Source organism: Xenorhabdus taiwanensis, from assembly GCF_036512875.1.
GTDB classification, from domain to species: Bacteria; Pseudomonadota; Gammaproteobacteria; order Enterobacterales; family Enterobacteriaceae; genus Xenorhabdus; species Xenorhabdus taiwanensis.
In genome coordinates this window covers 2,344,128-2,359,505 of the sequence record NZ_AP028978.1, presented here as the reverse complement: position 1 = coordinate 2,359,505, position 15,378 = coordinate 2,344,128, and the positions used below count along the sequence as shown (strand labels likewise).

At 42.3% G+C, this 15,378-nt stretch carries 12 protein-coding genes and 1 tRNA gene; 6 read left to right on the top strand and 7 right to left on the bottom strand.

Annotated elements, in window-relative coordinates; translation table 11 throughout:
• Positions 1-160: 160 nt before the first annotated feature.
• Genes fliT through fliD form a run of 3 tightly spaced genes read right to left on the bottom strand, consistent with a single transcriptional unit; the run spans position 161 to position 2,454 of the window.
• Positions 161-535 (bottom strand): flagella biosynthesis regulatory protein FliT, encoded by a 375-nt coding sequence (gene fliT / locus ACE1SE_RS10540; protein WP_338885264.1) that lies wholly within the window; start codon positions 533-535, stop codon positions 161-163.
• Positions 535-945, bottom strand: a complete 411-nt coding sequence (gene fliS / locus ACE1SE_RS10535) for a flagellar export chaperone FliS (protein ID WP_374050854.1) — start codon at positions 943-945, stop codon at positions 535-537. The genes fliT and fliS overlap by 1 nt, the downstream gene beginning before the upstream one ends.
• A 12-nt stretch (positions 946-957) precedes the next feature.
• Positions 958-2,454: a flagellar filament capping protein FliD gene (fliD, locus tag ACE1SE_RS10530; protein ID WP_374050853.1), complete on the bottom strand. Its 1,497-nt coding sequence runs from the start codon at positions 2,452-2,454 to the stop codon at positions 958-960.
• Positions 2,455-2,729: 275 nt separating this feature from the next.
• Here fliD and ACE1SE_RS10525 point away from each other — a divergent pair, with 275 nt between their 5' ends.
• The 3 genes from ACE1SE_RS10525 (at position 2,730) to fliZ (ending at position 5,387) form a co-directional block, all read left to right on the top strand.
• Positions 2,730-3,824, top strand: a complete 1,095-nt coding sequence (locus ACE1SE_RS10525; RefSeq protein ID WP_374050852.1) for a FliC/FljB family flagellin — start codon at positions 2,730-2,732, stop codon at positions 3,822-3,824.
• A 274-nt stretch (positions 3,825-4,098) separates the two neighbouring features.
• Positions 4,099-4,821, top strand: a complete 723-nt coding sequence (locus ACE1SE_RS10520; protein WP_374050851.1) for an RNA polymerase sigma factor FliA — start codon at positions 4,099-4,101, stop codon at positions 4,819-4,821.
• Positions 4,822-4,874: 53 nt separating this feature from the next.
• Positions 4,875-5,387 (top strand): flagella biosynthesis regulatory protein FliZ, encoded by a 513-nt coding sequence (gene fliZ, locus ACE1SE_RS10515; RefSeq protein WP_189760624.1) that lies wholly within the window; start codon positions 4,875-4,877, stop codon positions 5,385-5,387.
• A gap of 125 nt (positions 5,388-5,512) precedes the next feature.
• On the opposite strand, the gene putA is transcribed toward fliZ, so the two are convergent.
• Complete coding sequence (putA, locus tag ACE1SE_RS10510) at positions 5,513-9,493, bottom strand: trifunctional transcriptional regulator/proline dehydrogenase/L-glutamate gamma-semialdehyde dehydrogenase (protein WP_374050850.1); 3,981 nt, start codon at positions 9,491-9,493, stop codon at positions 5,513-5,515.
• Between the two features lie 517 nt (positions 9,494-10,010).
• On the opposite strand from putA, the gene putP reads away from it, so the two are divergent.
• Positions 10,011-11,495, top strand: a complete 1,485-nt coding sequence (gene putP / locus ACE1SE_RS10505) for a sodium/proline symporter PutP (RefSeq protein ID WP_374050849.1) — start codon at positions 10,011-10,013, stop codon at positions 11,493-11,495.
• Between the two features lie 88 nt (positions 11,496-11,583).
• On the opposite strand, the gene ACE1SE_RS10500 is transcribed toward putP, so the two are convergent.
• Both ACE1SE_RS10500 and ACE1SE_RS10495 read right to left on the bottom strand, forming a co-directional pair.
• Positions 11,584-12,281 (bottom strand): IS1 family transposase gene (locus ACE1SE_RS10500; RefSeq protein ID WP_374050722.1). Its coding sequence is split into 2 segments (ribosomal slippage): positions 11,584-12,032 and positions 12,032-12,281, totalling 699 coding nucleotides; the frame shifts between segments, so codons are not numbered across the junction.
• 207 nt (positions 12,282-12,488) lie between these two features.
• A tRNA-Lys gene (locus ACE1SE_RS10495) sits at positions 12,489-12,564 on the bottom strand.
• A 233-nt stretch (positions 12,565-12,797) separates the two neighbouring features.
• Here ACE1SE_RS10495 and cycA point away from each other — a divergent pair.
• Positions 12,798-14,204: a D-serine/D-alanine/glycine transporter gene (gene cycA, locus ACE1SE_RS10490; RefSeq protein WP_374050848.1), complete on the top strand. Its 1,407-nt coding sequence runs from the start codon at positions 12,798-12,800 to the stop codon at positions 14,202-14,204.
• Between the two features lie 47 nt (positions 14,205-14,251).
• On the opposite strand, the gene ACE1SE_RS10485 is transcribed toward cycA, so the two are convergent.
• On the bottom strand, positions 14,252-14,635 hold the full coding sequence (locus ACE1SE_RS10485) for a nuclear transport factor 2 family protein (RefSeq protein ID WP_374050847.1): 384 nt from the start codon (positions 14,633-14,635) through the stop codon (positions 14,252-14,254).
• 140 nt (positions 14,636-14,775) lie between these two features.
• On the opposite strand from ACE1SE_RS10485, the gene ACE1SE_RS10480 reads away from it, so the two are divergent.
• Positions 14,776-15,279: a GNAT family N-acetyltransferase gene (locus ACE1SE_RS10480; RefSeq protein WP_374050846.1), complete on the top strand. Its 504-nt coding sequence runs from the start codon at positions 14,776-14,778 to the stop codon at positions 15,277-15,279.
• Positions 15,280-15,378: the final 99 nt, after the last annotated feature.

Sequence of the window (15,378 nt, the reverse complement as noted above, 5' to 3'; positions counted from 1 at the left end):
AAGATACCTTGATTGTTTGCAAAATATCAATACAATAAAGTGCCGAATTAGGTTAACCAAAAAAATGATAGTGACGAATTGACACCACCTGAAATAAAAAATAAATGACACCATTAATCAGAGTTATTGTTAAATGGAATCACTGGTGCCTTTGTGATATCTATTTTGATTCGGTTGTTGTTAACTCCATCTCATAGTTATTGATTGGGAACTGTCCATATGTATCATGTAAAAGTTGCTTACAGCTTTCCTGTTTAATCAGGTCGCTGAGTTCATTTAATCTTCTTTGCAATAATCTCTTAGTTTCTTTTTCATTATCTAAGACAGTTTGCAAAATTTTGGTCAATTGCTGTTGTAATGAAATAGGTGCGTCTGAATTTTCTGATAGTAAAGTCACCACTTCTACTGCCTTCAGATAAGTGATTTCCATATCAATAAGTTCATCCCACTTTTCATTTCTGGCTAAATCAATCATTTGCTCACTTAAACTAAGGATCTGCTGATAAGCTGACAAAAGATCCGTATCATTTTTCATTAAACAATATCCTGACTGGCGTTGTAATGAGGATCTATTTGCCGCCAAGAGTCGGAAATCTCGGTAAGTAAATCAATCACTTCGGTAATAGCCTTCTCATCATTGCGTAAATTGGCATGGAGTAAACGACGACCCATATAATCATATAAAGCAAAAAGATTTTGGGCAATCTCGCCGCCTTTCTCGAAATCTAACCCCTCTTTGAGACCATTATCAATGATATTGATTGCCTTTGAAATAGCTAAACCTTTCTCCGGGATATTACCCTGTTGCATCAGAATAATTGCACGACGTAGGGCGCTGAGCGCCCCATTGAACAATATCTGAATCAACTGATAGGGAGAGGCATTCATAATTTCGCTCTCAAGATCTACCTGAGCATATAATTGGCTTGCCGAACGTTGATACATTAGTGTCCTTTTTTATTTTAAAAGCTGGGCCAGGGATAAACGTGCCTGATCCATTGAAGTAGTCAGTTTTTCCAGTTCAATGAATTGTTTTTTATAGCGCGTCATTGTGGCATCAATGTTTCTGTTAGTTTGTTCTGCTTGTCTTTCCAGTGTTTTCAGACTTTTATTGATACCTTCGGTTGCTGTTGCAATACTCCCTTCATGGCTATCCAGCGTTTTTTTCAATAAATTATAAGTCTGGGTGGCAAAACCGGTTTTTTCTCCATCCCCCATAAAGAAAGCCTTAACGTTGGCAGGTTTCTCTTTCAGGTTTTTTTCCAGTTTTTCGTTACTGATTTCCAGCGTGCCATCCAATTTTTGTTTGATACCCAATTTATTCAGGGTAGCAATATCCGCAACATTTTGTGCTGCAAACAGTTGTTGTCTTAGTTGGCTTTGAATACCTTTTAACGTACTGTCACCCAGTAAGGGACCATTATCTTTTGAAGCCGCTTCACCTTTTGCAACAGGTTTGAATTTTGTCAATGAAGTAAAAGTAGTCTGTACTTCATTATAAGCATCAACCCACTTTTTGATTGCTTCTTTCATTGGCTCGATATCACGGGAAACAACCAGTGTTTCTGATTTAAATATTTCTTTGGTTATGGTTTTGGTTTCGGTTGTGCCATTTTTTCCCGGAACTTGTTCTGTGACTGTTTCTGATTTTGATTCTGAGACTTTTTTCAGATTTAGAATAACACCTTCTGGTGCATCCTTTATTTCATTAGTTTGGCGTTCAATCTCAATTCCATTGACTGTTAATTTTGCATTGGCAGGTTCCACCACTTGGTTCATTGCACCAGAGCCGACACCTTCATTGTTATACTTGTAGTTCAGCAGGTTATCCAGTTTATCATCACCATCAACCTTGATAGTCATGACTGATTTTGTGCCAGCCTTTTTTGAAGTCAGGATCAAATAATTTTTATCATCTTCTGCTTTGATAATGCTGGCATTAACATTGCCTTCTTGTTTATTAATCGCGTCACGAATTTCAACCAGAGAAGTTTCATTATCTTTCAGGGAAATAAGAATTGGCTTTTCTTTTTCTTCACCGGCTTTTTTTTCACCTGGCTGCGTAATAGTAATGGTACGAGTACCTTTACCTTGTTCCCCTAATGGGGCTTTTACATCAGGAAATGCCTGAGACTGCAAAGACTGAGCCTTGGCAAGCTGTTGAACTTCAATAATATAGTTACCCGGACTGGCTTTAGAATCCGTACTTGGGGTAAATGTTTTATGATCTTCGCTGGTTTTAGTGGTATTGAGTTTATCGAATTTTTTGAGTTCTTCGGATGCACTCTTTAATTTTTCCAAACTGCCTTTTAATGTGCCAAAACCTGTTAGTTTCGCGTTATAGCTGCTTTGTTGCTGCTTTATTGGTTGTAAACGTTTTCTTTCATTTACTTCAAGTTGATCCAGTATCCCAGATATCCCAGGTGTGGCTCCTGCTGAGGAAATGCTAGCCATATTGACTCCTTTTAATAAAAAGCATCGCTGGGTGTGTTATCGGACTAATTTGCGAAAAGTTTACTGACAAAATAATTTTTTTGATGGCTGGAATAGTTGATGAGAACAGGCGCTATTTGGGTTATCAGGAAATGTTGTGAAAAAAATAAAAAAGTTTTTCAAGAAATATTAAAGGTTCTTTTTAAGGAGCCGATAAAACTGTTGGCGGTGATGAACACCGTGGGCAAATAGGCTCAAACTCATTATATCGACTTGATTTTAAAAGGAACTCTACTATGGCATCAGTCATTAATACCAACTACTCCTCTCTGCTGGCGCAAAATAACCTGACTAGATCTAAAGGCGTTTTAGGTTCTGCTATTGAGCGTCTGTCCTCTGGTTTACGTATTAACAGCGCGAAGGATGATGCTGCTGGTCAAGCGATTGCTAACCGTTTTACTGCTAACGTTAAAGGTCTGTCTCAGGCTTCCCGTAACGCAAACGACGGTATTTCCATTGCTCAAACTACCGAAGGTGCGCTGAACGAAATCAACAGCAATCTGCAACGTATCCGTGAATTGAGTGTTCAGGCTCAAAACGGTACTAATTCTGAAAGTGACAAGAAATCTATTCAGGAAGAAGTGACTCAGCGTCTGGCTGAAATTGACCGTATCTCTGACCAAACTCAGTTCAATGGAGTAAAGGTACTGAGCAAAGATAGCAAAATGACTGTTCAGGTTGGTGCAAACGATAATGAAACTATCACTATCGATCTGAAAAAAATCGACAGCACTGTTCTGAAATTGAATAAATTTGATGCAACTAAAGGTTCTGCTTTTGGTGAGCAAAAAACTTCAATGGTAATTGAAAAAGATACAGGTAAGAAAGATGCTAAGGGTGTCGCCATTATGGAAAAAGTGGATACTAAACTTGATACCACAGGTGTAACAGGTGCCAGTGATGTCAAAGTTTTCCAAAAAATGGAAGATGGTAAACCTAAACCAGGCGAATACATGATGTCTTATAAAGACACTGCGGGTGATGTTAAATACGCTACAGCAGAAATTGACAAAGATGGTAAGGTAACGAAAAAAGCTGATTACACTCCAACTATAAATGATCGTCCTCAGGAAGCTCTGGACAGTGCTCTGGCACAAGTTGACAGCCTGCGCAGCTCCCTAGGTGCAGTTCAAAACCGTCTGGAATCTACGGTTAATAACCTGAACAATACCGTTAACAACCTGAGCGCTGCTCGTAGCCGTATCGAAGACGCTGACTACGCAGTTGAAGTATCTAACATGAGCCGTGGTCAGATCCTGCAACAGGCGGGTACTGCTGTTCTGGCACAAGCGAACCAGGTTCCACAAGGCGTTCTGTCTCTGCTGCGTTAATTTTTATTTACCAGTTAGGCAATTATGCAGGGCAACCTGCATAGACAACGCTTATAAAATAAGGATCGGTGCGCCGATCCTTATTTTTTAGTGTTTAGTTATTGTTTTTATCAATATCGTCAAGGACAGCCTGAAACTGATTATGCATTTGGGCGGACAGCAAAAATTTCGCATAGGTGAAAAAGAAGTGCTTTTACTTCATTGTTCCAACGATTGTACCGATTAGGGGACTGGATAATGGTATCCAGTCTCTTATCCAAAGGTGTCTGTTGTTGTGAGCGATTTGTATACCGCCGAAGGCGTGATGGACAAAAATAGCCTCTGGAAGCGCTATGTACCACTAGTTCGCCATGAAGCATTGAGGCTACAGGTCAGATTGCCTGCCAACGTAGAACTCGATGACTTGCTTCAGGCCGGTGGCATAGGCTTACTGAATGCGGTGGAGCGGTTTGATTCCATGCAGGGAACTGCCTTTACCACCTATGCGGTACAGCGCATCAGAGGTGCAATGTTGGATGAGTTGAGGAGCCGTGATTGGGCTCCGCGTAGTGTGCGGCGTAACGCACGTGAAGTCACGCAGACCATCCGTAAACTTGAGCAAGAGTTAGGCCGTCCAGCCAGTGAGCAGGAAGTTGCTAAAGAATTAAAGATTAATCTGATAGAATATCGGCAAATACTGTTAGACACGAATAACAGTCAACTGTTTTCTTATGACGAGTGGCACGAAATGCACGGTGAAAGCTGTGAGCCAGTGATTGAGGCGGAGCATGATACAAATCCTCTGCAACAATTACTGGAAGGTGATCTTCGTCAGCGGGTTATCGAGGTCATAGAATCGTTACCTGAACGGGAAAAGATGGTTCTTACGTTGTACTATCAGGAAGAACTGAATCTTAAAGAGATCGGCGCGGTGCTTAATGTGGGAGAATCCCGCGTAAGCCAGCTTCACAGCCAGGCGATAAAAAGGTTGAGGGCACGTCTGAATCCAGAGAAGTAACTTTTTGCTTGTTTGTTTTTTTTGTTAAGACTATACACAGGGCTTTATCTCTTATGTCTATTACAACACAAAAGAAACGGCCTCTTAGCCGTTATATCAAAGATTATAAACACAGCCAGACTCATTGTCTGCACTGTCATAAAACCCTTGACCGTATTTCGCTGGTTTTTAACGGTCAGGTCATCAATAAAGAAGCTATTTCTGAGATGACTGAATTGGTGGATGACAAAACCTGGAATGAGTTGCAGGGTAAATTTGTGGCGTTGTGCCGCTTTTGTAGTGAGATTTATTGCAATAGCCAGACTGATTATTTCGACATTATGTCATTTAAACAGTATCTGTTTGAGCAAACAGAGATGAGTCATAGTACTGTGCGTGAATATGTGGTGCGTCTAAGGCGTTTGGATGAATTGCTGACTTCAAGTAATTATCCGACCAGTGAGTTTACGACAGAAAAGATTCAGGAAAAACTCAGCGAAAAATTATCCCAATCTGCTTTCAGCAATTACAATATTGCACTGCGTAAATATGAACAATATCTGAGTTGGCAACAGAACGGTCATTGATTAATCATACCGATAGATAATGTTGTCAAATTGAAACGATTTCAGAGGGGAATGCGATTACCACGCATTCCCCTCTATGTATTTAAGTGGCTTCAACGAAAAAAATCACGCTAACCGTAATAATATTAACCAATTGTCATCAAACTAGCATTACCGCCTGCTGCTGCCGTATTAACACTTAATGAACGTTCATGCAGTAAGCGTTCTAGCAGTAAATTGGTTTCACCACGGGCAAAACCCTGTACGGAGATAATCGGCCCCTTACGTTGGGCTATCACCTCACATACTCGGCGCAATTGGTCGCAATCGCCATGATAAATAACCGCTGCTATCGGTGTTTCTTCATGCTGCCAATCGTTAACCCAATGGATATGCCGGTGAATTTCACTCGGTAACTGGCGTTGTAGCTCTTGATGCAGTTCGTCTTTCTCCCAAAGTGCCTGACAACCGACAGAGAGTACTGCGGCTAATTGCACCAATGCATCCTGTTCGTTGTCTGCCAGGCAAAGAACAGGACCGCGTGGCAGTAAGGCATAAGTATTGCGCTCTCCGGTTGGTCCCGGCAATAAACGTACTGTCCCGCCTTGTGCCAGTAAACTGTATTCCTGAATCACCTGGCCTAATGCTTCATTATTCTGCTCGATTGCCCAATCTGCCAGTTTGTAGAGAGGCGAGTGCAGGTCAACACGGGCTTTAGCATCAAGCTCATATTCTGTATCCTGTCGTTCCAGAGTTTGGCTGGCAGCACTGAGAGGGCGTTGTGACAGCAAACGGTACAGATACAATGGCCCACCGGCTTTTGGTCCTGTACCTGACAAGCCTTCGCCACCAAACGGTTGCACGCCGACGACGGCGCCGACCATATTGCGGTTGACATATATGTTGCCGACTTTCGCTTTGCTTGTAACCTGGGCGATGGTTTCATCGATACGAGTGTGGATTCCCAACGTCAAGCCATAACCCGTAGCGTTGATTTGATCCAGCAGTTTATCCAACTCATTACGTTTAAAACGGACAACATGCAGGACTGGCCCGAAAATTTCTTTCTTCAATTCATCGAAACTTTCCAACTCGATAAGCGTTGGTTGGACGAAAGTACCTTGTGACCACTCCAGATTGTCGGTGGCATTTTCGTATACCGCCTGATAAATTGCCCGACCTTTGGTACGCATGGTTTGGATATGACGTTCGATACCCGCTTTCGCTTCTGCATCAATGACGGGGCCAATATCTGTGAATAAGTGCTCAGTATTACCCATCCGGCATTCAGCCATCGCTCCTTTCAGCATGGCGATAGTCCTTTCAGCGACATCTTCCTGAACACACAGGATACGCAGGGCAGAACAGCGCTGGCCTGCACTGTCAAAAGCAGAAGCAATGACATCAGTAACAACTTGCTCAGTTAACGCGGAAGAGTCGACGATCATGGCATTCAGGCCACCGGTTTCTGCGATCAACGGTGTCGGGCGCCCTTGTGCATCAAGACGACCGGCAATATTGCGTTGCAACAAGCTGGCAACTGCGGTTGAGCCGGTAAACATCACACCGCGTACACGCTCATCACCAACCAGTAGTGCCCCCACCGTTTCTCCTTGTCCGGGCAGTAATTGCAGCACATCGCGAGGAATACCCGCTTGGTGCAATATTTTTACTGCAACGGCGGCAATAAGAGGCGTCTGTTCTGCGGGTTTTGCCAGAACACTATTACCTGCTGCCAATGCAGCCGCGATTTGGCCGGTGAAAATTGCCAGCGGAAAATTCCACGGGCTGATACACACCACAGGTCCTAGTGGACGGTGGGTATCATTGGCGAAATCCTGGCGAACCTGGCTGGCATAATAGTGGAGAAAATCTACGGCTTCACGTACTTCGGCAATCGCATTGTTGAATGTTTTACCCGCTTCACGAACCAGAATGCCGAGCAAAGATTGCAGGTCATTTTCCATCAACTCCGCTGCACGCACTAAAATTGCGGCACGTTCTGAAGGGGGAGTGGCAAACCAAATCGCGCCGGCATCGGTAGCCACATCCAGCGCGTGGATGACTTCTTGCTCAGTGGCTTCACGAACATAACCCACGATATCGGAATTTATGGCGGGATTGTTCACCGGCTTAGCTGTAGGCAATTCTTCTGTCGGTTGGTAGCCTCCACCTAATAACGGTTCGCTATTCCATGTTTCCATTGAAGAACTGAGCAGGGCGCTGGAAAGAGAGGCTAAACGATGTTCATTGGAAAGATCTAGTCCTAATGAGTTAACACGGTTTTTGCCGTATAAATCACGTGGCAGAGGGATTTTAGGATGTGGTAAGCCGATTTGCCCTTCAGTTTGTGCCAATTCCTGTACAATTTTTACCGGATCAGCGACCAATTCATCAATCGGCAGTGACGTATCGGCAATGCGATTAACAAACGAAGTATTCGCCCCATTTTCCAGTAAACGGCGCACCAAATAGGCCAGTAATGTTTCGTGTGTGCCTACCGGTGCGTAAATACGGCAGGGACGATTGAGTTTACCTTCTGAGATCTTGCCGACAACTTGTTCATAAAGCGGCTCACCCATACCATGCAGACATTGGAACTCATATTGTCCGGGATAATAATTTTGTCCCGCAAGGTGATAAATGGCGGATAGAGTATGAGCGTTATGGGTAGCAAATTGTGGGTAGATCAGATTAGGGACAGCGAGCAGTTTACGGGCACAGGCAAGGTAAGAAACATCGGTATAGATCTTGCGGGTATACACCGGATAATCTTCCAGACCATCGATTTGGGCACGTTTAATTTCACTATCCCAATAAGCTCCTTTCACCAGCCGGATCATCAACCTGTGGCGGCTACGTTGTGCCAAATCAATAATGCTGTCAATGACGAAAGGACAGCGTTTCTGGTAAGCCTGAATGACAAAACCAATACCGTTCCAGCCTTCCAGTTTTGGCTCGAAACACAATTTTTCCAGCAAATCGAGGGAGATTTCCAGACGATCGGCTTCTTCTGCATCAATATTGATACCGATATCATATTGGCGGGCCTGTAAGGTCAGGGAAAGTAGGCGAGGATAGAGTTCATCAATAACACGTTCGTACTGGGCACGGCTGTAACGCGGATGCAGGGCAGAAAGTTTGATGGAAATGCCTGGTCCCTCATAAATACCACGGCCGTTTGATGCCTTACCAATGGCATGGATCGCTTGCTGATAGGAAACCATGTAGGCTTGCGCATCTTCTTCGGTTAGTGCGGCCTCGCCGAGCATATCATAAGAATAACGGAAGCCTTTTTCCTCCAGTTTGCGCGCATTGGCAAGGGCCTGGGCGATGGTTTCTCCCGTCACAAATTGCTCACCCATCAGGCGCATCGCCATATCCACACCCTTGCGTACCAACGGCTCGCCGCTTTTGCTGATAATACGGTTTAAGGATTTGGATAACTTGGCTTCATTGTGGGTGGACACCAGCTTACCAGTGAACAACAAGCCCCACGTTGCAGCGTTGACAAACATGGAGGGGCTTTGGCCTAGATGAGAATGCCAGTTGCCGTTACTGATTTTATCGCGGATCAAAGCATCGCGGGTTGCTTTGTCGGGGATGCGTAACAAAGCTTCAGCGAGGCACATCAATGCCACCCCTTCCTGTGAAGAAAGTGAAAACTCTTGTAACAATCCCTGAACCAAACCTGATCGGCCAATGCCCTGTTTTTGTTGACGTAGTTTTTCGGCAATAGAATAAGCGAGTTTGTGAGCTGCCTTCGCTTGTTCTTCTGATAGCTGTGCACGTTGCAGCAGCATAGGAACCGCTTGAGTTTCGGGGAGACGATAGGCCGCAGTAATTGCAGAACGTTTCACCGATTGGGGTAAAATATGTTCGGCAAAATCCAGAAATGGTTGATAAGGTGCCTCAATCTGTGATTCTACTTCGGAAATCATTTCTTCTTTGTTATCCTGACCCGCTGATATTTCTGGAAGCTTTCCCTCATTTTCCAGACGTTCAAGGTAATTAAAAATGGCTTGCTTAATTAGCCAGTGTGGTGTGCGTTCAATTCGTTGTGCTGCGGATTTGATTCGATTACGCGTTGCTTCATCGAGCTTTACACCCATAGTGGTACTACCCATTTTCACTCCTTAATAGGTAAGATTAGAACAAGTTACATAACAATATCTTTCATGTTGCAACTTTGTGCAACTTTGTTAAAAGCGGTCATTCTAAATTTGTGAAATTAATCTTGTTTTCAATATTTTTTCAGAGAATTTTATTATTGGCTTTTATTTATTATATTGATATTTATATGTTTTATTTTAATTGTGCAAATTTGGGGTATAACCAGTTATTTAGTTTCAGGTGCAACTTCTGGAGTGATAAATGTGATTTAGCAAGCGTTTTTTATAAAAATACAGTTAATTTGTTGTTAAAAATATTTTATATAAACTAGGATAGAATGTAATTTTAAAATAATTACAAGTATAAATAGTACATGTGAAAACTAATGGCATCTTCAGGTACAACTTGTTACAGCCTGATCAAGAAGATGAGGTATCACTTAAAAATACTTCAAGCATAGATGACATTATTTACGCAAATAACCCATTTGCAGAGACATAATTTATAAAAACACTATGGAGAAGAACCTGCATGACAGTAAATTCACCAATGCTCATTACCTTCATTATCTATATCGCAGGGATGTTGTTGATAGGTTTTGCGGCTTATCGTTCCACCAAGAATTTTGATGATTACATATTGGGTGGGCGGAAATTGGGTAGTGTGGTAACCGCATTATCTGCTGGCGCTTCTGATATGAGTGGCTGGTTATTGATGGGATTGCCGGGAGTAATCTTTTTCTCCGGTATTTCAGAAAGTTGGATCGCATTGGGTTGTTTGCTGGGTGCGTATTTGAACTGGCGTTGGGTAGCGGGCAGATTGCGTGTGCATACTGAGATAAATAATAACGCGTTGACTTTACCAGACTATTTCACCCATCGTTTTGAAGACCGAAGTAAAATCCTGCGTATTATCTCTGCTCTGGTTATCCTGATTTTCTTCACCATTTATTGTGCATCGGGTGTTGTCGCGGGTGGATTGTTGTTTGAAAACACGTTCGGCATTAGCTACGAAAAGGCTATCTGGCTAGGTGCATTGGCGACAATTGCCTATACTTTCCTCGGCGGCTTCTTGGCCGTGAGTTGGACGGATACGGTTCAGGCAACTTTGATGATTTTTGCCTTGATTTTGGTGCCGGTGCTGATCCTGCTTAAAGTGGGAGGTGTTGGTACTGCAATTAATATCGTTGAAGCCAAGAGCCCTGCTTACTTGGATATGTTCAAGGGACTGAATATCATTGCCATTATTTCCCTGTTGGGCTGGGGTTTTGGTTATTTTGGCCAACCGCATATTTTGGCACGTTTTATGGCCGCAGATTCCCACCAGACTATTCACAAGGCTCGTCGTATTAGTATGACGTGGATGCTGTTGTGTTTAGGGGGAACCGTGGCAGTGGGTTTCTTTGGTATCGCGTATTTTGAATTATATCCAGGCCAGGCTACTGCTGTATTGCAAAACCGTGAGCGCATCTTTATAGAACTGGCTGTCATTTTGTTCAATCCGTGGCTCACTGGTGTATTACTATCTGCTGTATTGGCCGCAGTTATGAGTACCTTAAGTTGTCAACTATTGGTTTGTTCCAGTGCACTGACGGAAGATCTGTATAAAGCATTTATCCGTACCAAGGCTAGTCAGAAAGAATTGGTATGGGTTGGACGTATGATGGTACTGCTGGTAGCAGCTATCGCAATTGTGATTGCAACTAACCCGAATAATAAGGTGTTAGCACTGGCGAGTAATGCCTGGGCAGGATTTGGTGCAGCATTTGGCCCTGTGGTACTGATGTCAGTACTCTGGAAACGTATGACCCGTAACGGTGCGCTGGCTGGTATGTTGGTGGGAGCTATCACTGTACTGGTCTGGATGGAGTACCGCTGGTTTTCCCTGTATGAAATTATTCCAGGCTTTATCTTCGCGACGGTTGCTATTATTGTGGTGAGCTTACTAGGAAAAGCACCAAGTCAGGCAACACAACAACGTTTTGCTGATGCCGAAGCGCATTATAAGACTAAGTAATCCAATAAAACAGAAGCCCCGTACTTTGCAGGTACGAGGCTTTTTATTGCTCCTCAATGCAGGGTCATGAACCCAATGGTTAGATCATTTAGGGAAAGTAGTATTCACGTTCAATGAATGTTCCTATTACCTTATCGTGCATCACTTCGGATTTAGAATAGCCTATCGTTTTTCGATTTAACCTTTTTATACGGATACGAAGAGTCAGGTTGGTTCTTTCTATACGTTGGGTCAAGGCCTTTCCTGTGAGATGTTTTTCCTCAGGAAGGCAATCATAAACGGCATAATTATCCGTACAGTAGAACTGGATATCGAAAGGAGCCAGAAGAGCCAACAATTTTTTCAGCGTTTTCCTGCTGCGATCACCAAATACATGAGCCACAATCCGCTTCATCAAGGGTTCCCAGGCATACCAGAGCCAGCGTTGGTTTTTCTTGTTACCGACAAATGACCATTGCTCGTCTAGTTCACAGATAATCTGGATATCACTTCCTGCCAGAGGCAATGTGGTTACCTGTCTGGGGGTGAGGTTTTTCGTGTGCGAATGACCGTGTTAATGCCGACCTTCAGGACGCGAGCGGTATCCCTGACACCGGCGTTATTCATCGCCATATCAATAATCCGCTCTTTCATGCCAGGATTACAGGCTTGATAGGTATAGGTTAGTTGAAAAGTTTTACGGCAGGTGTAACAGTGATAGCGGGGATGGCCAGTGCGCCCTTTTCCATGTCCTTTCACCTCTTCTGTTTTGTGACAGTAACGACAAACCACATCAACTTTAGCCATCTCTCACCCATAATAAAAAGTGGGGACTTTATCACAACATCTAATCATTGGGAACATGACCTTTTTTAAGATCAAGGTTTTTTTGTTCTTGTGTGCTGCTTGTTTTGTACAGCAATTACATTAACTCGTTATACTTTCTATTACTTTGAAAAGGTATCCTTGAAAAAGAAAAGGACTCGCGAATTTGACGCAAGTCTTTGATAATTATGGTGGGTCGTGGGAGGCTCGAACTCCCGACCAATTGATTAAGAGTCAACTGCTCTACCGACTGAGCTAACGACCCAACACGATTAATTATTCTCCAGTGTCAACTGGGCGTCAATGGCTTATATCCATTTTTTCACCAATTGAATAAAATACGTACAGTAAACTCTTAACTAATTGGTTGAATTATAATCACTCTGTTTTTCATGTGAAATCCTTCTGTTAATAGCGCGGTTGTCTATGTCAAAATGTTCTATTAAACACAGCGTGAGGGTATTAAGGCCATGCTGTGAGAATAAATTGGATACAACTATGGAAGAAAAAATACAACCTACTCACACTACTGAAACTGGAAGCTCGCACTTACAGCGAAGTCTCACCAACCGACATATACAGCTAATCGCAATTGGTGGTGCCATCGGTACTGGCCTGTTTATGGGATCAGGCAAAACTATCTCTCTTGCGGGACCATCGATCATTTTTGTTTATATGATCATAGGCTTTATGCTGTTTTTTGTTATGCGGGCAATGGGAGAGTTATTGCTTTCTAATTTGCACTATAAGTCGTTCAGCGATTTCTCCGCGGATTTACTAGGGCCATGGGCAGGTTTTTTTGTAGGCTGGACTTATTGGTTCTGCTGGGTAATTACGGGTATAGCAGATATTGTTGCCATCACTGCTTATGTTGGATATTGGGTACCCGGCTTTCCAGAATGGGGAACTTCGCTTTTGTGTGTTCTGGTATTGTTAACTCTGAATCTCGCGACAGTAAAACTGTTTGGAGAACTGGAGTTTTGGTTTGCCATGATTAAAATTATTGCCATTATTGCCTTGATTGTGACAGGAGGCATTTTGATTGGCATCAACTTTAAATCACCAGCAGGACATGTTGCAGCATTTTCTAATGTCTGGAATGATGGTGGTATGTTCCCCATGGGGTTAAGTGGTTTTTTTGCCGGGTTCCAGATAGCGATATTTGCTTTTGTTGGCATTGAATTGGTGGGAACTGCCGCAGCGGAAACTAAAAATCCGATGAAATCTTTACCAAAAGCGATTAATGCTATTCCAATCCGCATTATTACATTTTATGTGTTGGCTCTGATTGTCATTATGTCAGTCACGCCGTGGCGAGTCGTCAGTGCGGATAAAAGTCCTTTTGTGGAATTGTTTGTTTTGATCGGATTGCCTGCTGCTGCCAGTATTGTCAACTTTGTGGTTTTGACGTCTGCGGCATCTTCGGCAAATAGTGGGGTTTTCTCTACTAGCCGGATGTTGTTCGGTCTGGCGAAAGAAGGAGATGCACCAAAACAGTTTAGCCGTCTTTCCCGTCGTTCGGTTCCTGCATCAGGGTTGGTCTTTACTTGCCTGTGCCTCTCTTTTGGTGTCATTTTGATCTATTTTATTCCCGATGTGATGAAAGTTTTTACTCTAGTGACAACCGTTTCTGCGATCTTGTTTATGTTTATTTGGAGTATGATCTTATGTTCATATCTGGTTTATAGAAAACGTCGCCCAGAACTGCATCAAGCTTCTGTGTATAAAATGCCATTTGGTATTGTAATGTCTTGGGTATGCTTAGTTTTCTTTGCTTTTGTTTTGGTATTACTTTCCTTACAGACAGATACTCGCCAGGCGTTAATAGCTACACCAATTTGGTTTATTGTTCTAATGATCGGATTTCAGATTGTGAGAAAGCGTAAAATCCGCCTTACTCATTAAGTAAAAGAATCCTTTTGATATGGCCCAAATATTGGGCCATTTTTATCTTAAATAGGTATGAGCGTACCTTGATGAAATCTAAGCTGCCATTTATTGGTTGAAGATAATTGCCAAATTGATGAACGAAATGCTTGATTGAATAGGGCGCCAGTTCGATCCAATTCGTAAGACTGATAAGTTAGTAATACAATATTTTCATCAAGACAACGCATAGAAAAATCTTTTGAGAAAAGTTGAAAAGTAGTTTTTTTTTCTGTAGTTAATACATCAAATACATCTTTTTTAGTATAAACATAACCTGATTTACTTATTTCCAGAAAGTTATCGTGTAATACTATATCTAGCCAGTTGGGATTATTTCTTTTTTTACCGTGAAGACTCACTTCAAGATTTTTGAGTAATTCAAAAGTAGCTATATTTTCCTGAACCATATGAACTCCAAAAAATAAATGGGTATGAAATAACTTCAGTAGAAAACTGAATTATTATTTTAAATTAAGATTTAATACGCTATTTACATTTGTTTTTTTATCAGGTAGTTATAACGAGGGCAAGTTAAAAAGAGGTGTGTATGGAAATTATAATAAGGGCAACTGAGCCAGAGGATGCTGAGCATTATCAACGAATTTTTAGCCATCCTGACGTTTACTTCAATACGTTACAACGACCATGTCCTTCGCATGAAATGTGGCGTGAACGTTTAAAATTAAATAAAACACAAGGGCATATTGATTTTGTGGCTGAAGTAAATGGCAAGGTCGTGGGTACAATAGCGTTATTTACCTATGCTAACCCGAGACGTAGACATGCCGTGGGGATTGGTATTGGTGTTGATGCGGCTTATTTTGGTAAGGGGGTTGGTTCAAAGTTGATGGCTTTTACCATTGATTATGCATTCAATTGGTTAGGCTGCATCAGAATTGAACTGGAAGTTTTTACAGATAATGAAAAAGCGATTGCCCTGTATAAAAAATTTGGTTTTGAAGCTGAAGGCATACGGCGTATGCAGTCGTTTAGAAATGGTCAATATTGTGATGTAATGGGAATGGCATTAGTTAGTAGTCGATTTATATGATGTTCTTAGAAGTTATGGTAGTAAATAATAAACTGGATCTTGGCAAAAGGGATTTTGCAGAAAACTTGAAATATGAAGACGGAGAAGAATTTCTCCGTC